This is a genomic window from Prosthecobacter sp. (genome assembly GCF_044236155.1).
Classification (GTDB): domain Bacteria; phylum Verrucomicrobiota; class Verrucomicrobiia; order Verrucomicrobiales; family Verrucomicrobiaceae; genus Prosthecobacter.
In genome coordinates this window covers 89,264-106,570 of sequence record NZ_JBIIHA010000010.1, presented here as the reverse complement: position 1 = coordinate 106,570, position 17,307 = coordinate 89,264, and the positions used below count along the sequence as shown (strand labels likewise).

The window sequence follows — 17,307 nt, the reverse complement described above, 5'->3', positions numbered from 1 at the left end:
TTTCGGCGGTGCCAACCGGCGGGATTGCGTGCTTGAATCTAGGGAAGGCATGCAGGGCGGGGTTCACTGGCCTTTACCCCGCGCCTCCGGCGGGATTTCAGGCAAATTGGGCACGAAACAGCCTTGTTGCATGGCGATCGTAACCTTGGCATGCCTGATGCTTAGGATATCTGAAAACCGGCAGCACCGCATTACATTTTTTACTATTGCCAAATACAATTTAGACGCCCGTTCTTTGCTTACCCGTCAACACCCAGAATCACTATGCCGATGAAAACAGCCCTTCGTACAGCCGTTGTCAGCATGCCTGAGACCGTGAACAGACTGCCTCATCCCCGCCACCTGTGGACGCGTTCCTGGCTTGCAGTTCTTGCGCTTGCCCTGCCAGCCCCTGAGCTGGCTGCCGCAGGTCTGGAGACCTGGACTGATGCCCAAGGCCGGAAGCTCCAGGCCGAGTATGTGGGACGGCAGATGGAAACCGTGTATCTGCGCACTGCGGATGGAACGGCGCACGCGATCCCCCTCGGCCGGTTGAGCGCGGAAGATGTGAAGCGCATCCGCCAATTGCCGGAGAAGCCCGGAGGCGACACAGCGCCGCAGCGTTTGACACCCGAGCAGTCCGCCGAGCGCATCGACCGCGTGGTGGAAGCGCATCTGGCGGCCCGGAAGATCAAGCCCAACCCCATGCTCACCGAGGAGCAGTTCGTCCGCCGTGCTTATCTGGACATCGCGGGCCGCATCCCGAAGCTGGAGGAGACACGCGCTTATCTTGACGACAAAACCCGCAACAAGCGCACGCTGCTGATCGACCGGCTGCTGCGGACTCCGGGCCATCACAGCCATCTGTTCAATTACTTTGCCAATCTGCTGCGGCTGAAGACCCGGGTGTCGGAGTACATCAGCGGCGCTTCCTACATCACCTGGGTGAAGCAATGCATCGCGGAGAACAAGCCCTATGACCAGATGGTGCGTGAGATGCTCACCGCCAGCGGTGCCTACCAGAAAAATCCCGCCGCCGGCTACCTGATGCGTGACGCGGGCATGACCTTGGACAATCTCTCGCTCACCTCGCAGTACTTCCTCGGCACCGATCTTTCCTGCGCCCAGTGCCACGACCACCCCTTCGACGACTGGACGCAAAGGCAGTTCTACCATCTGGCCGCGTTCTTTGGCCACACACGGACGACGCCGAACGGGGATGTCCTCAAGGCGGAATGCGGCAAGGTTGGCAAGGAGTACGTGCCCACGGACAAGGTGATCGAGGCGGCTTTCGAGCACCGCGAATACGACGGCGTGGTCAAGGAGGCGATGAAGCGCTTCATGAACGCGGCCCAGCATCGCGTGGCGGATGACCCCAAGCTGGTGCTGAAGCTCCCGCACGACTACAAATACCCCGATGCCAAACCCGGCGATGTGCTGGAGCCGAAGGTCATCTTCGGTACGATGCCCGACCTGGCAAAGTTTGACAGCTTGCGCGCGGCCTTCGCCCACTGGCTGACGGCGGATGACAATCCACGCTTCGCCATCACCATCGCCAACCGGATGTGGGATCGGGCCTTCGGCCGTGGCGTGGTGGAGCCTTTGAATGACCTCGAAGACCTCAGCGCCGCCAGCATTCCCGGCCTGGTCGAGGTGCTGGGGGAGGAGATGAAGCGTGTGCGCTATGACCTGCGGGCCTTTGAGGCCATCCTCTACCGCACACGGGCCTGGCAGCGGGAGGCCTCGATGGCCTCGCCGGCCTTGGGAGCGGCTTATGATTTCCCCGGACCGCTGCTCCGCCGGCTGAGCGCCGCGCAGGTGTGGGACTCCATCCTCACGATGGTCCTGGAGGACCCGGACTACTACAACGGCAAGCGGGACTACAAGGATTGGGAACAAACCTTCGCCTTTGACCGCGCCACGGTGACCGGGAAGATCTTTGCCGACTCCTTCGCCAGGCAGGAAGCGCTCATGAGCCGAGATGGTGGTGCTTTCGGCTGGCCGAAGGACAGCCCGGATGTGCGCCCCAGCGGCAAAGAGCTCTGGTTTGACGACCGTATCAGCGCATGGCGCTTGTACGGGGATGTGCTGGTGCGTGCCTCTGAACTCACTCAACCCGCCCCGCCAGGACACCTGCTGAGCATCCTGGGACAGTCCAATCGCGAGCTCAGTGATGCCGACACGACGATCGGCTCCGTGCCGATCGTGATGGCCATAATGAACGGCAGCGGCAGCAAGGTTCTGACCAAGCCCGGCTCACGCATCCTCAATGCGGTGGACCAGTTCAAAGCGGACGGCCCCAAGGTGGACGCGGTCTTCCTCAGCGTGCTCAGCCGCCTGCCCACGCCGGATGAACGGTCGGCCGCGTACAAGACGATCCGGCGGGATGGCCAGAAGGGCTTCGAAGATGTCTGCTGGTCCCTGCTGAACACGCGTGAGTTTCTCTTTGTGCAATGAGCCGAGCGCGCTGCGGTGGATAGGGCGCTGTGCCGTGGTAGGATGCTGTGTCGTTGGTAGGGCGCTGTGTCCCCACAGCGCCGTGTGTGCACGGTGTGATGGGGCTTCGAAGGACGCTCAGAGACATGCGCAGGTTTTGCGGCCTCCCGGCGGCGGGCTGGGGACAACCGAGTCTGCGAGATAGGCGAAGCCAACCCGCCCTACCTCGCCGCGGGCGCGATGTGCCAGGTAGGGCGCTGTGTCCCCACAGCGCCGGGCTTGCGCGGGGTGATGGGGCTTCGAAGGACGCTCAGAGACATGCGCACGTTTTGCGGCCTCTCGACGGCGGGCTGGGGACAGCCCGCCCTACCTTGCCCGCCCTCCCCCATCCGCCTTAGCCCTCAAACAGGGCCAGCAGGTGCCGGATCTCTTCCTTCACGTCCTCGCCTTCGTCGAGCGTGCGCTTCACCTCGCGGATCAGGAAGTCGCGGAAATCGCCACGCAGGCGGCTGAGGGAGATGCGCAGGGCGTTTTCGGTGACAGCTAGGCGCGTGGCGATGGCGGCGAAGGATTCGGTCTGCGGCTCGGTGCTGCTGAGCAGCGGTGCCAGCGCATCGTGCAGGGCCTGCTTGCCGCGCTTGGCGTAATCTTCCCGCAGGCGGGCGCGCACGCGCTCGATGAGTTCCAGCGCCCAGCGGCGGTCGTAGTAACGCTCCGGCGAGTCGTGCGTGGCATGGGCGTCCTGGCGGTAACGGGCCTCGTCCTCGTCCCACAGGTCGCCCCGGGCCTGCACGCGCTGCTGGCGGCGCTGCTCGCCGCGCTGGAAGTTGAGCTTGAAGCGGGAGAGGGCGGTGAGCAGGAAGGTGCGCAGCTTGCCGCGTTCCCGGTCGGCCTGCGCGAGGGCGTCGTTGCGCAGCATCTTCTCAAAGAAGCCCTGCAGCACGTCCTCGGCGTCCTCATGGTTCAGCCCGGTGGCGCGCAGGTAGCCGTAGAGCGGGTAACGGTAGATGCTGAAGACCTCCTGCACCGCATTCTGCGCCTCATTCTGATCATGGCTCTTCAGGCGCGCGATAATGGACCAGTGGGTGGTGGGGAATCGACGTTCAGGCGATGCGGCGCTCATGCTCGAAGGTCTTATACTTGGCACGGTGCCGCGTTCACGAAATATTTGCGCTGCAACGGGGTAAAGTTGTAGAACTGCCACGCCCGCATGCCCGACGAGCCCTACACAAAGCCCGATGAGATCGCCCCGCTGCTCCGCCTGGGGCTGGAGGACGAGGCGGACAGCGCCGCCATGACGCTGGACGCCACCATTCGCGTGGATGCCCCCACACCGCGCACCGGCGGGGGCGTCACCGGCGGTTCCTCCTACCGCGGCTGGGAGCCGCCGAGCGTGGAGGAGCTGCAACAGGTGCTCCCCCAGTATGAGATCAGCGGCTTCATCGCCCGCGGCGGCATGGGCGCGGTGTACAAGGGCCTGCAGCGCGCGCTGAAGCGCCCCGTGGCCATCAAGGTGCTGCCGCCGGAGATGGCGGCCGGGGATGACCTGAACTTCGCCGACCGCTTCAAGCGCGAGGCGCAGGCCATGGCGCGGCTCAGCCACCCGAACATCGTGGCCGTGTTCGACGCCGGGGAGACGCCGGACGGGCTGCTCTACTTCGTGATGGAGTTCATCGAGGGCACGGACGTGGCCCAGCTCATCGCCAGCGAGGGAAAGCTGGACGCCGCGCGTGCCACATCCATCATCTCCGCCGTCTGCGAGGCGCTGGCGTTTGCGCACGAGGAGGGCATCGTCCATCGCGACATCAAGCCCTCCAACATCATGATCGACAAGCGCGGTCGCGTGAAGGTGGCGGACTTCGGCCTGGCGAAGGTCACCAGCGCGGACGCCAACGCCAGCCTCGTCACGCAGAGCAACGTGGCCATGGGCACGCCCGACTTCATCGCCCCCGAGGCGATGATCCCCGGCATCTCCGTGGACGGCCGCGCGGACCTGTATGCGGTGGGCGTGATGCTGTATCAGATGCTCACCGGGAAGATCCCGCGCGGCCGCTTCGAGCTGCCCAGTGGCGTGGTTCCGCAGGTGGACAAGGGTTTCGACATCATCGTGGACCGGGCGATGCAGACGGACCGCGACAAGCGCTACTCCACCGCGACGGAGATGAAGAAGGACGTGGAGAGCGTGGTGATGCTCAAAGAAGGGAGCGCGGGCGTTCCCTTCGGGGCTGCGCAGCCTGCCCGCTCTCATCCAACAGGCGGCTCAGCCGCGAAAAAGGAAGCGCCCAAGCGTGGGCGCGCTCCTCTCCTCATCGCCGCCGCGGTGGTGGTGCTGGGCGGCGGGGCGTTTTTCCTCATGCGCGAAGGTTCTCCAGGTAGGGCGGATGGTCCCTCATCCGCCGCCGGAACACCCCAGAACGGCGCTTTGGGACAAAGCGCCCTACCCGCGACCACCGAGCGCTGGATCAATGCGCTGACGAGCGAGGCGAAGCTGGCCAACCGACCTGATGAGCTCACTCCCGAGGGACTGCGCTTCACGGGCATCAGGCTGGTGATGAATGAGAGCGCCCCCAAGCGGGACGTGGCGATTCGGATACGCACCACCTTTGTGCCTTCTCCCACCATCAGCGGCCCCCAGCTACGTGTGCGGAGTGTCGCGGGTGAGGCCCAGTATTACACGCTCAACATCGACAAGAATGGCCGTTACGCTGGACTTTGGCGTCAAGGCCAATCAGCCGTAGGCACACTCAATCTCGGTGAGTTCCCACTGCCGATACCCCTCAGCGCGGGAGAGGACTATGAACTGGAGCTGCGTGCCGTGGGCAGCCATTTCACGGTGAAGTTCAACGGACAGGTGCTGGGCGAGGCCGAGGACACGTCCCCCGCGGAAGGCAGGATTGGCATCGGGACAACGAGTGCCGTGCCCGTGCTGGTGAAAGCGCTGGAGTATCTCGATCTCGGCTCTGGGGCCATCTCCCCCACTCCCAGCCTCCCGGTCTCCCAGTCTTCCACCGCCTTCCCTCCCGGCCAGTGGGTGAAGGTGCTGAGCAAGCGGGAGGAGGTCGATGCGTCCAACGTGGGTGTCCGGGACAAGCTGCGCTTTGAAGGCGGCTGGATGGATGCCAGCAGCCTGGACCCGGTGCCCATGCTGAACATCCCGAAGCTGAACGCGGCCAATGTGGGCCTGCGCCTGAGGGGAAAAATCTCGCCTGCCCGCAGCGCAGGCAAAGTAAACTCCCACGTGTGTGCTCTCGTCCTGCGCTCCCGCACCCAAGGGCCCACGGAGGCCTACCATTTCTCCCTCGGCAGCAATGGCATTGGCAGTGCCAATCTGGGTGTGATCCACCATGCGACTGCCATCAAAGTGAGCGAGCGCCTGCACACCCACAACCTCGACCGCGTGATGCAGCCGGAGGAGGAGTTCACGATGGAATTTTACGCCATCGGCACGCAACTGCTGGCCCGCTTCAACGGCGAGTGGCTGCCGCCCGTGACGGACACCCGGCTGAAATCCGGCTCCGTCTTCCTTCAGACGGGACACTTGGTGCGCGACGTGGAGGCCATTAACCTCGACGGCCTGAGCGAGGCGGAGGCGCGCAAGGCGGCGGGGGTGGATCCCGTCTCCTCGTCTCCCAGTCCCCAAGTCTCCAAGTCTTCCACCACCTCCGCCGCGCCCGCCAAACCCGGGCCATGGATCGACGCCACAGAGAAGCTGAGGCGGAGCGGGCAGGAGAAGGGGCTTTTCACGACGGAGGGTGAGTGGCTGATCGCCACCCGGCGCAGTCCTGAGTATTTCCCGCTCTCGGGGAACCAGGAACTGGCGGATGTGGCGGTGCGCGTGGTCTTCCGCCACCGGGTGCAGGTGAAACTGCGGAGGCAGCCCAGCGCCCAGAAATTCGGAGGCTACATCGTCGGGGTAGGCAATGACCGCCGGGGGACCGGCTTCAGCGGCGACCATCCGGATCGGGAGTGGGTGCCGCCGGAGAACGCTCCTGTCAGAAGCGGTCCACCAGAAGCGGAGCACGAGCTGGTCTTTGCCGCCCACGGCAATCACCTCATGTATTGGCTGGATGGCAGGCTGATGGCCCGGATCACGGATGATCGATACCAAAAAGGCCATCTGGAGCTGGGAACGCTGATGGACGAGACAAGCGACCCCAAACCTACCTCCATCAAGAAGGTGGAATACATGTCCCTCGACGGCCTGAGCGAGTCCGAGGCGCTGAAGGCGGCGGGGACTGACACCCCTGCTGCTGCAAAGCAACCCCGCTGGGAAACGTTCGACTTTTCCAAGATGGATGAGAAGACGTTCGCCGATGCCTTCAGCGGCGCTGCCAAGCTGAAGGGTGGCTTGCTGCACAGCACCAACTACGATATCTGTGGGTGGAATGGAGTGAGAGCGCGCAACGTCGCCCTGCGCACCACCCTTCCGGTCGATGCCAACATGGCCGACGCCCGGCTGATCAATTCTGTGGGCACCACACAAACCGGCGTCCGGTTATGGAGATCTTCCCTGGAGATTTTTGTCAATCGCTCCGGGCAAGAGAAGGTTTACCAGAGGTTTAAACTCGTGCCCGAGTTGACAAGGGGTGGCGATGCCGTCCTCCAGATGGCCATCATCGGCAAACGTGTTTTCGCTTGGCTAGACGGTCGCTTCCTAGGAGACGCTGAGGTGGAAGGTATGTCTGAGGAAGTCGGAAGGAGCAACATCAATGCTCAGAGCGCCCTCTTCAGGAGTTTCGAGGTCCTCATCCTCGATGGCCTGAGCGAGGCGGAGGCGCTGAAGGCGGCGGGGATTGATCCTGTCTCCACTTCTCCCACTATCCCTGTCTCCCAGTCTTCTGCCTTTCCCCCCGGCCAGTGGGTGAAGGTGCTGACGAAGCCGGAGGAGCTGCATGCCTCCAACGCGGGGTTCCGGGACAAACTGCGCTTTGAAGATGGCTGGATGGACGCCAGCGGCCTGGACCCCGTGCCGACGCTGCACATTCCGATGCCTGGTGAAGCCGCAAACGTCGGCCTGCGCCTGCGGGGGAAAATCGCTCCGTACACCGGCAAGGCCAAGGTGACCCCGATGATCGGTTCCCTTTTGCTGCGCTGGCGCACTCAGGGCGCGGTGGAGTTTTATCAATTCTCCCTCGGCGGTCACTGGAGACCAAGCGCCGACCTGGGCGTGATCCACCATGTGGTGGCCACCCAGAAGGGGGAGCGGCTCTACAACCGCGACCTCGGCCGCGCGATGCACCCAGGGGAGGAGTACACGATGGAGTTTTACGCCATCGGCACGCAACTGCTGGCCCGCTTCAATAACGAGTGGCTGCCACCTGTGACGGATACCCGACTGAAATCCGGCTCCGTCGCCATCCAGAACGCCCATCTCATCCGCGACGTGGAGGTCATCAACCTCGACGGCCTGAGCGAGGCCGAGGCGCGGAAGGTGGCAGGGGTGGATTCCGCGCTACCGTCCCAGACTTCGGCCTCGTGGATCGCGGCGGACCTTGCTGCCGCGCCGACGAACCCGAAAGTCACGCTCAACGGCAGGCAGTTGCAGGTATCGAATGGACAATGGCGGCCGCTGGAGTCGAAGCGCTTCCGTCAGGTTGCCCAGCGCATCACGTTCGTCTGGCGGGAAAACACCGCCAATGTCAAACTGATCACCGGAAATGACAGCGCCGCCGTTCACTACGGCAAGCTGGGTGCCTCGCGCTCCGGAGGGCAGTTTTGGGAGGTGGGGCATTACTCGGGACACGATCAGCGCCTGGATGGGAGCAAGCCCGACATCCAGCCGCCCCTGAAGCCGGGCGACACCGCGGTCTTCCAGTTTGCCACCCTTGGCGACCGGCACTTCGTGTGGCTGAACGGCAAGCTCCTCGGCTCGGCCACGCATCCCGCCACTGCCGAGGGAGGGGGCCTCAGTGTTTATGCCGATGAGCTTCTTCTCGATCGTTACGAGTAGATGGACCTCGACGGCCTAAGCGAGGCGGAGGCGCTGAAGGCGGCGGGGGTGGATGCTGTCTCCGCGTCTCCGACTCTCCCTGTCTCCAAGTCTTCCGCCACCGCCCCCCTCCCCCAGCCGGGCCCGGATGGGCGGATGGTCTTCCCGGTGGGCGTGTGGGCGCAGATGAAAGACCTGACGAAGCACGAGAAGACCGAGGATGGCCCGTGGGTTCGCTTGGGACAGGTGGTAAACGGTTGGTATGAGAAGGACATCGTTCTGATGACCAACCTTGGCATCCGGGCACGCTTCCGAGGGCAGCGGGTGAAGGATTACGATTACCCTCAACTCAACCTGCGTGGCGTGAAGGACAAAACGCCCGCACTGAATCTGCACATCCGCTCCGGCAAGATGCAGATCCGCGTGATGGAGACCGGGTTCCCTGTGCTGGCGGAGGCCCCGCTGCGCGAGCCGTTGCCGCAGGGCAAGGAGTATGTGGCGGAGTTCTACGCCATCGGCCAACAGGTGATCGCCCGCGTGAACGGCCAGGAACTCACCGCCAGCACCGATCTGCCGCCCGCGCCCTGCAGCTTCAGCCTTTTCGGAGCTGACTGGGACTACTTCCAGGACGCCCAGGTGCTGAACCTCGACGGCCTGAGCGAGTCCGAGGCGCGGAAAGCGGCGGGGATCGGGGAATGACGAAGCCCGAGCCGAGCAAAGCGAGACAGACGAAGCGAAGCTGAGCCCGAAGGGTGAGTGAAACGAATCAATGACGAATGAGGGCGCGGGCTGGAGGGAAGGCCGGAGTGGAATGATGGCGATGGGTGGTGCTCTGTGAAACCGGGAATTGCAAGGCCTGCGGCCTGAACTTATGCTCACGCCATGCCCACGGAAACCCTGGCCCATCGGCTCGGCACCACGACGCACGTTTCCCCGCTGCTGATGAAGGCGCGGCGGCTGGGGCTGCGCGTGCCGGAGGATCTTTGCACGCTGGCCGTGCAGCGGGGATGCCGCCACTACTGGCAGGGCACGGAGCCGGAGGGCGAGCTGGTGCCCCAAGCAAAGCTTTCGAACGCAGAGCTAGCGCTGGCACTGCTGACGATCGCCGCTCCCTATGACCCTCATATGATCCGCTGCGGCGCCGCCATGCTCAGCGCGTCGGGCAATGATCCGGCCACGCTGGCTTGTCTGGCGGCCTGGGAGCGGAGCGAGGCCGTCGTGCGCTATGTCGCTGAGTGCGGGTCAGGCTATGAGCCTGAAAACCCGTTCTGGAGTGAACTCCTGGGCCTGCTACCTCCCGCGCTCCCACCCAAACCCGGCGTGCTGCCGCATCCGACGCGCTTTGTGGCGATGAACGGCTATGAACGTGGTGTTGGCAGGAAGATCACCACCGAGTGGCAGAGACCTCAAAAACGTCCGGCGGCATGACGAACGCGGAGATCATCGCCAACACGCTCGATGGCCTGCTGGATCATGAGGTCTCACTCGTGGCTTATGGTAGGGCCTCCATCGCGCTGGGTTTTAATCAGGTGCCAGAGGCGGTGGGCCGGTCCCTAGATATGGATGTGATCCTGCGTTTCTCCCATGCCGCGGAGCTTGAGGCGGATGATCAGTTCTGGGAAGCACAGGCGCAGGTGAATGCCGTGCTGGAGAAGCAAGGGCTGTACATGACGCATCTCTTTCAAGAGGATCAGGTCTTCCTCCGTCCCGACTGGGAGCAGCACATCGTGCCCGTGCTCCGACCGCCGATGCGCTGGCTGAAGCTGTTTCGTCCGGCGACCATCGACCTCATCCTGACGAAGATGATGCGGGGAGATGATCCACAAGACATGGCGGACGTGGACTTCCTGATCCGCCACGACCGCATCACGCCGGCGCAGATGGAGCCGGCCTTTGACACCGTGCGGATGCCGGACATCCAGGAACTGCGGGATGCCTTTGACCGGGCGCTGCCGGTGGTGCGCCGATTGCTGGCTCACGGCATCAACACCACATCCCACGGCCAGAGCGGCGTGTAGGTGTGGCGGATTCGATCCAGCCACCTACGAGCTCGTAGCCGCCGGGGATTTCGGCGTCGCTCGGGCAGCATGTTTTTCGAGCAGGCGCGCCTGACGGCCATCTCACCGCCCCAGCACCAGCACGGCCAGCGGCGGCAGATCGACGACCACGCTCCAAGGCTGGCCGTGATGCGGCACCTGCTGCGCCTGGAAGCCCGCTCCCGCGCTCAAGCCGGAACCCGCGTAGTTGCTCGCGTCGCTGTTCAGCAGCTCACGATAGCTGCCGCCGTCTGAAACACCGGCGCGATAGCCTTTGCGCGGCACGGGCGTGGCATTGACGAGCACATAGACCATGTCGCCATCGGGCGAGGTGCGGGCGAAGGCGAAGATGCTGTTCTCCGCGTCGTTTGCATCGAGCCAGAAGAAGCCGCCGGCCTCGTGGTCCCTGGCATGCAGCGCGGGGCGCGTGGTGTAGAGATGATTGAGGTCTTTGACGAGCGTTTGCAGGCCGCTGTGCTCCTCGCCGAGGAAGAGATGCCAGTCGAGACTGGCATCATGCTTCCATTCATGCCACTGGCCGAACTCGCCGCCCATGAAGAGCAGCTTCTTGCCCGGATGCATCCACATCCACGCGAGGAACATGCGCAGGTTCGCGAACTTCTGCCAGCGGTCGCCGGGCATCTTGTTGATAAGGCTCCCCTTCCCATGCACAACCTCGTCGTGGCTCAGGACGAGAATGAAGTTCTCGTCGTAGGCGTAGATCATCGAGAAGGTGGCCATGCCGTGGTGATACTTCCGGTGCACCGGGTCCTCCGCCATGTAGCGCAGGCTGTCGTTCATCCAGCCCATGTTCCACTTGAAGCCAAACCCCAGGCCGCCGCTGCTCACCGGACGCGAGACGCCGGGCCATGCGGTGCTTTCCTCCGCGATGATCGTGGTGCCGGGATGCTTCGCATAGCAGACCTGGTTCAGATCGCGCATGAAGGCGATGGCCTCCAGGTTCTCGCGGCCGCCGAGGTGGTTCGGCACCCACTCGCCCGCTTTGCGCGAATAGTCGAGGTAGAGCATCGACGCCACGGCATCGACGCGCAGGCCGTCGATGTGAAACTCGCCCAGCCAGTAGAGCGCGTTCGCGACCAGGAAGTTCCTCACCTCGTTGCGACCGTAATTGAAGATGAGAGTGCCCCAGTCCATGTGCTCGCCGAGACGCGGATCCTCATGCTCATACAAACCGGTGCCGTCGAAGCGCGCGAGGCCGTGGTCGTCCTTCGGAAAGTGGCCGGGCACCCAGTCGAGGATGACGCCGACGCCGTTCTGATGGCAGCGATCCACAAACTCACGGAACTCGTCCGGATTCCCAAAACGGCTCGTCGGCGCGTAGTAGCCGGTGACTTGGTAGCCCCATGAACCATCGAACGGATGCTCCGCGATGCCCATGAGCTCGATGTGCGTGAAGCCGAGCCCCTTCACATACGGAACGAGGTCGTCCGCCAGCTCGCGGTAGCTCAGCCAGCGACCGCCTTCATTCACGTTCCGCTTCCACGAGCCGGGATGCACCTCGTAGATGCTCATCGGCGAATGGTAGAGGTCATGCCTCGTGCGGCGCTGCATCCATTCATTGTCCGCCCATTGGTAACGGTCCAGATCGAACACCAGGCTGGCAGTCTGCGCGCCGTTCTGGCCGTAGTTCGCCATCGGATCGCTCTTCATGCGGAGATGCCCGTGCTTGTCGATCAGTTCGAACTTGTAGTGCGTCAGCTCCGTGATGCCGGGGATGAAAATCTCCCAGATGCCCGCCTCGATGCGGTGGCGCATCACATGCACGCGGCCATCCCAGCGGTTCCAGTCGCCCACCACACTGACGCGCTGCGCGTTCGGCGCCCACACGGCGAACTGGCAGCCGTCCACGCCATCGATGGTCTTTAATCTGGCGCCCAGAATGTCCCACAGCCGCTGGTGCGTGCCCTCGCGGAAGAAATACATGTCCTGCTCCCCCAGCAGCAGTCCGAAGGAATACGGATCCACCAGCGTCTCGGCGATGCCCTCATGGTCGGTGATCGCCAGCTCATAAGCACCAATTGGCGTCACCACCTCAAAATAGCCGTCGTCATGCAGCTTCTGCGCCTCCCAGCGCTGGCCTTTGACCACCACGTCCACCATGGCGGCGTAGGGCTGCACTGTCCTCACCACCTGCTGGCCGTTGCCGATCTCGTGGGCACCCAGGAAGGCAAACACATTGCCATGACGGGCCTGGATGACGGACTGGATTTCGGACTTGTTGGAGTAGCTGGACATGGCCCGCACTCATGGAGCGTTTCACCGGGAAAGCAACGGCTCCAAGCGCTCGCGAAGAATTGTCTGCCAGTCCAGCCTGCGCATCAGCCCGCGGCGCGCCTGCCGCGCCTTCACCACGGCGTCGGCTTTGATTTTGCGCGCGAGCCCCTTGGGCGAGGCGGTGAGTTTGAAAAAACTGGCGTCAGGCGCGGCCACCTCGCGATGCGCGGGGATGTCGGAGCAAAACACCGGCACCTGATGCAGCGCGGCTTCGATCAACGGCAGGCCATAGCCTTCCTGGATGCTCGGGAAGAAGAGCAGGTCCGCCATCTGGTAGAGGCTGCGCACGTCGTCATCGCTCAACACGGCTTTTTCGCCGAGGAAGTGGACTCGCTTCGTGACGCCGAGGTCTTTGGCGAGGCGTTTGAGCTCGCGGAAGTATTTGAGGCCATCCTTTTGATGTGGGTCCGGGGCGGCGGTGACGAGGTAAATCGCTTCTGGAAGCTCCGCGAGCACGCGAAGGCCCATTTCAATGTTTTTGCGCCGCACGAAGCGCGTGGGCTGCAGGAGCACGAGGGGCGCTTTTTCGAGCTGAAGGGCCGAAATGCGCTCCGTGAGGCCCAGAACGGCCTTCGCGTCGCATCCGTTCGGAATGACGTGGATGGGGTCGCGAGTGACTTTGGCGTATTCGGCCTTCCGATGCTCGGAAACGGCGATGTGGAGGGCTTTGGGGACCTTTTCAGCCCAACGCACATCATGCACCCAGTTGATCCAGCGAATGTCCGGCCGTGCGTGCGTGAGCGCGATGAGTTCCTCCGTCCATGCGAGGTCGAAAGGCATCGTGAAGACGTTGTGGACGATCACGACACATTGGAGTGGAGCGCGGACGCCCTCGTCCGCTTCGAATAATGGCGGAGGGGGGCGTCCGCACTCCCACCATTCAAACGCGCCGTCCCTCAATTTCGCCTCCGGTGCATTCCTCCGGATGTAATTCAACACACCCTCCAAATGCTCCGGCCCACGAATCAACCGGTCACGATACCCCGCCTGCCAACACTCGCCCTTCTGACCTGTATGCTTGGCGATCCTTCGCGAAGAAATGCTCTTCCAAGCCTGGATGACCTTCTCCAGCTCCGCTCCCGCTCGAAGCCGGAAGAGCAGATGCACATGATTCGGCATCACCACATAACTGAGCAGGTCGTAATCCTTGCCATCGGCATGATGCAGCGTGTCAATCAGCCCTTGGCGCGCTTCCGGCCGCTGCAAGACGCAGCTTCCCATGCCCGCGTTCAACCATCGCTCGATTTGCTCATCAAACTGGTCATGAAACGCGAATTCCTCGTCGGCTGACCACGGCTTGGGATGCTCCTGCTCCCACTGGCGCTTCTGCTCTCGCAGTTCAGTGAGTTTTTCCTGCGGCAGCGAATCGGCCAGCCGCCAAGTGACGAAGACGAGCTTCCCCGCTTGCTGCCAATGCGGCAGGACATGGCGGTGACGCGTGATTTCCTTCGCTGGCTCGAAGTAGGGATGGTGATCGTCCTGCTCGATCCATTGCCGCACACGCACGAAGGGAGAAGGAGCGCGGACGCCCTCGTCCGCTTTGGAAACGAGAGGCAGCCACGCATGAAAGCGGACGAGGGCGTCCGCGCTCCTATCGAAGACGCTCACGTCGTGGCCCATCGCGGTCAAAGCATTCGCCTGTTCTCCAATGACACGCTCCACGCCGCCGATAACGGGCGGTTGGGTGTAATGCAGGATGGCGATGCGCATGCGCAAGCATGGGAGCGCGGACGCCCTCGTCCGCAATCATTTCGATGCCCAGGCGGACGAGGGCGTCCGCGCTCCGCTCCGATCAAACGACGATGTTCACCAGCTTCCCAGGAACGACGATGACCTTCTTGGCGGGTTTGCCCTCCATGAATTCCTGCACGCGAGCACTGGCGAGAGCGATCTTTTCGATCTCCTCCTTCGTGGCCTGGATCGGCACGCGGGCTTTGTCGCGGAGCTTGCCGTTCACCTGGAAGACGACTTCCACTTCGTCTTCGATGAGGGCGGCGGGATCGTATTTCGGCCAGGTTTCGTCGCTGAGGAAGCCTGGAGCGGCCAAAGCGGGGAATTTGGAGCGGATGATCGCGTTGAGTTCTTCGGCGAGATGCGGTGCGAAGGGGCTGAGGACCTTGAGGAAGGTCACGATGGCTCCGGCGGGCTTCACTTCGGCTCCGGTGAAGGCATTCGTGCAAACCATCATCTGGCTGATCGCCGTGTTGAAGCTGAGCTTCTCGATGTCCTCGCCGCACTTCTTGATCGTCTCATGCAGCGCCTTGGTGAGCTGCTTGTTCGCAGGCACGTCTTGCAGGGCCTTGGAGATGCTCCACACGCCTTCGTCATCGACTTCCATGACGAGACGCCACACGCGGGCGAGGAAGCGATACACGCCCTCGACGCCCTTCATGCTCCAGGGCTTCACCTGCTCGAGCGGGCCCATGAACATCTCATACAGGCGCAGCGCATCGGCCCCATACTCGCGCACGACGTCATCGGGGTTCACCACGTTGCCACGGGACTTCGACATCTTCTGACCGTCCTCGCCGAGGATGAGGCCTTGGTTCACCAAGCGCTGGAACGGCTCCGGCGTGCTGACGTAGCCCAGATCAAAGAGCACCTTGTGCCAGAAACGGGCGTAAAGCAGGTGCAGCACCGCGTGCTCGGTGCCGCCGACGTATAAGTCCACACCTCCTGGGCGCGGCGACGAAGACAATGAGACAGGGAGACCATGAGATGGGGAGACGGTCTGATTGTCTCCCGGTCTGGTTGTCTCCTTGTCTGATTGTCCCCTTGTCTGATTGTCTCCAAGCGAACCCGTCATCCAATACCGCTCCGCCTCGACGCCCACGAACCTGTCCGAGTTCCGCGCATCGCAGTAACGCAGGTAATACCAGCACGAACCCGCCCACTGCGGCATGGTGTTGAGCTCGCGCTTCGCGGTGGCGGAGTATTGGACCCAGTCGGTGGCTTTGGAGAGCGGAGGCTCGGGCGTGCCGGTGGGTTTGAAGTCTTCCAAGGTCGGCGGCATCAGCGGCAGCTCGCTTTCGGGAATGCTGCGATGCTGGCCGTTTTCCCACACGATCGGGAACGGCTCGCCCCAGTAGCGCTGGCGGCTGAAGAGCCAGTCGCGGAGTTTGAAATTGGTCGTGCCTTTGCCGAGGCCTTTTTCTTCGAGCCAGGCGGCGATCTTCTTCTTCGCTTCGGGCGTGGGCAGGCCGTCGAGGAAGCCGGAATTCACGGCGAAACCATCCGAGGCTTCCGGCTTGTCGGTTGAATACCAAGCGAAGGTAGTTTCTCCAGTCTTCGGATCCTTGATTGTAACAGTAGTATTCAACAGTTGTTCGTAGGGGCGGTCACTGTCGTTAAACTCACCACCTCTCATGTGCAGCGTAGCAACCACAGGTTTGATCGGCAGATCGAACTTCTTCGCGAACTCAAAGTCACGCTCGTCATGCGCGGGCACGGCCATGATGGCACCAGTGCCGTAGCCCATGAGGACGTAGTCGGCGATCCAGATAGGGATGCGCTCGTTGTTGACGGGATTGAGTGCGTAAGCGCCGGTGAAGACGCCGGATTTTTCCTTGGCGAGCTCCGTGCGCTCCAGATCGCTCTTTCGCGCGGTCTTTTCGCGGTATTCCTCGACGGCGGCGAGTTGCTCCTCCGTCGTGATTTCGTCCACGAGGCGATGCTCGGGCGCGAGGACCATGTAAGTGGCTCCAAACAGCGTGTCGGGCCGTGTGGTGAAGACGGTGATCGTTTCGTCGAGGCCATCGACCTTGAAGGTGACATGCGCCCCCTCACTGCGGCCGATCCAGTTGCGCTGGAGCAGCTTGATGCTTTCCGGCCAGTCGAGGCCGTCGAGCTCATCAATGAGGCGCTGGGCGTAGGCGGTGATGCGCAGCATCCACTGGCGCATGGGGCGGCGCTCGACGGGAAAGCCGCCGACTTCGCTTTTGCCGTCCACGACTTCTTCATTCGCCAACACGGTGCCGAGCTGCGGGCACCAGTTCACCGGTGCCTCGCTGACGTAGGCGAGGCGGCGATGGTCGATCTCCTCACGCGAGAGGCCCTGCGCTTCGAGTTCGCTGATGGGATGCGCCTTGCCGTCGTCGCCGACGTAGGAGTTGTAGAGCTTCAGGAAGATCCACTGCGTCCATTTGAAGTAGCCGGGATCGGTGGTGTTGACCTCGCGGTCCCAATCGTAGGCAAAGCCGAGGGATTTGAGCTGCTTGGTGAAGTTCGCGACGTTTGCCTCCGTGGTCACGCGGGGATGCGTGCCGGTTTTGATGGCATACTGCTCCGCGGGCAGGCCAAAGGCGTCCCAACCCATCGGGTGCAGCACGTTGAAGCCGGACATCTTCTTGAAGCGACCGATGATGTCCGTGGCGGTGTAGCCCTCCGGGTGGCCGACGTGGAGGCCGTTGCCGCTGGGATAGGGGAACATGTCGAGCACGAAGTACTTCGGCTTCGAGGCGTCGAAGTCGGCATCACCGGGGTTGGGCGTGCGGTAGGCCTTGGAGGCCTCCCACTCGCCCTGCCATTTCGGTTCAAACTCGGAGAAAGGGAAGGCTTTGCGCTGCTCGCTGGACATAGGGGCGCGGAAGAAGGCGAGGCCGGGCCAAGTTCCAAGTTTAAAGTTGGAGGTTT

The 17,307-nt window shown here is 63.0% G+C and carries 9 protein-coding genes; 5 read left to right on the top strand and 4 right to left on the bottom strand.

Annotated features, from left to right (window positions below):
• Positions 1-315 precede the first annotated feature (315 nt).
• Complete coding sequence (locus ACILSE_RS11060) at positions 316-2,436, top strand: DUF1549 domain-containing protein (RefSeq protein WP_395717446.1); 2,121 nt, start codon at positions 316-318, stop codon at positions 2,434-2,436.
• Between the two features lie 373 nt (positions 2,437-2,809).
• Here the strand turns inward: ACILSE_RS11060 and ACILSE_RS11055 are convergent, their stop codons facing one another.
• A complete protein-coding gene (locus ACILSE_RS11055; protein ID WP_395717445.1) occupies positions 2,810-3,538 on the bottom strand; it encodes an RNA polymerase sigma factor in 729 nt (242 codons plus the stop codon).
• A gap of 87 nt (positions 3,539-3,625) precedes the next feature.
• Between ACILSE_RS11055 and ACILSE_RS11050 the strand changes: the two genes are divergently transcribed.
• The 4 genes from ACILSE_RS11050 (at position 3,626) to ACILSE_RS11035 (ending at position 10,362) form a co-directional block, all read left to right on the top strand.
• On the top strand, positions 3,626-8,365 hold the full coding sequence (locus tag ACILSE_RS11050; RefSeq protein WP_395717444.1) for a serine/threonine-protein kinase: 4,740 nt from the start codon (positions 3,626-3,628) through the stop codon (positions 8,363-8,365).
• Positions 8,366-9,043, top strand: coding sequence for a hypothetical protein (locus tag ACILSE_RS11045; protein WP_395717443.1), 678 nt, complete (start codon positions 8,366-8,368; stop codon positions 9,041-9,043).
• Positions 9,044-9,226: 183 nt separating this feature from the next.
• Entirely contained in the window at positions 9,227-9,772 is a 546-nt protein-coding gene (locus ACILSE_RS11040) for a hypothetical protein (RefSeq protein ID WP_395717442.1), read from the top strand.
• Entirely contained in the window at positions 9,739-10,362 is a 624-nt protein-coding gene (locus ACILSE_RS11035) for a hypothetical protein (protein ID WP_395717441.1), read from the top strand. Before ACILSE_RS11040 ends, ACILSE_RS11035 begins: the two co-directional genes overlap by 34 nt.
• A 102-nt stretch (positions 10,363-10,464) precedes the next feature.
• On the opposite strand, the gene glgB is transcribed toward ACILSE_RS11035, so the two are convergent.
• From glgB to ACILSE_RS11020, 3 genes are all read right to left on the bottom strand, one after another.
• The gene (glgB, locus tag ACILSE_RS11030; protein ID WP_395717440.1) at positions 10,465-12,636 is read right to left on the bottom strand and encodes a 1,4-alpha-glucan branching protein GlgB; all 2,172 of its coding nucleotides are present in this window, start codon (positions 12,634-12,636) and stop codon (positions 10,465-10,467) included.
• A gap of 21 nt (positions 12,637-12,657) precedes the next feature.
• Entirely contained in the window at positions 12,658-14,385 is a 1,728-nt protein-coding gene (locus tag ACILSE_RS11025) for a glycosyltransferase (RefSeq protein WP_395717439.1), read from the bottom strand.
• A gap of 82 nt (positions 14,386-14,467) precedes the next feature.
• Positions 14,468-17,251, bottom strand: a complete 2,784-nt coding sequence (locus ACILSE_RS11020) for a leucine--tRNA ligase (protein WP_395717438.1) — start codon at positions 17,249-17,251, stop codon at positions 14,468-14,470.
• Positions 17,252-17,307: the final 56 nt, after the last annotated feature.

Coding starts and splice junctions, on each gene's coding strand:
- glgB (WP_395717440.1), bottom strand. CDS start 12,636: ATGTCCAGCTACTCCAACAAGTCCGAAATCCAGTCCGTCATCCAGGCC.
- ACILSE_RS11045 (WP_395717443.1), top strand. CDS start 8,366: ATGGACCTCGACGGCCTAAGCGAGGCGGAGGCGCTGAAGGCGGCGGGG.
- ACILSE_RS11025 (WP_395717439.1), bottom strand. CDS start 14,385: ATGCGCATCGCCATCCTGCATTACACCCAACCGCCCGTTATCGGCGGC.
- ACILSE_RS11055 (WP_395717445.1), bottom strand. CDS start 3,538: ATGAGCGCCGCATCGCCTGAACGTCGATTCCCCACCACCCACTGGTCC.
- ACILSE_RS11020 (WP_395717438.1), bottom strand. CDS start 17,251: ATGTCCAGCGAGCAGCGCAAAGCCTTCCCTTTCTCCGAGTTTGAACCG.
- ACILSE_RS11040 (WP_395717442.1), top strand. CDS start 9,227: ATGCCCACGGAAACCCTGGCCCATCGGCTCGGCACCACGACGCACGTT.
- ACILSE_RS11050 (WP_395717444.1), top strand. CDS start 3,626: ATGCCCGACGAGCCCTACACAAAGCCCGATGAGATCGCCCCGCTGCTC.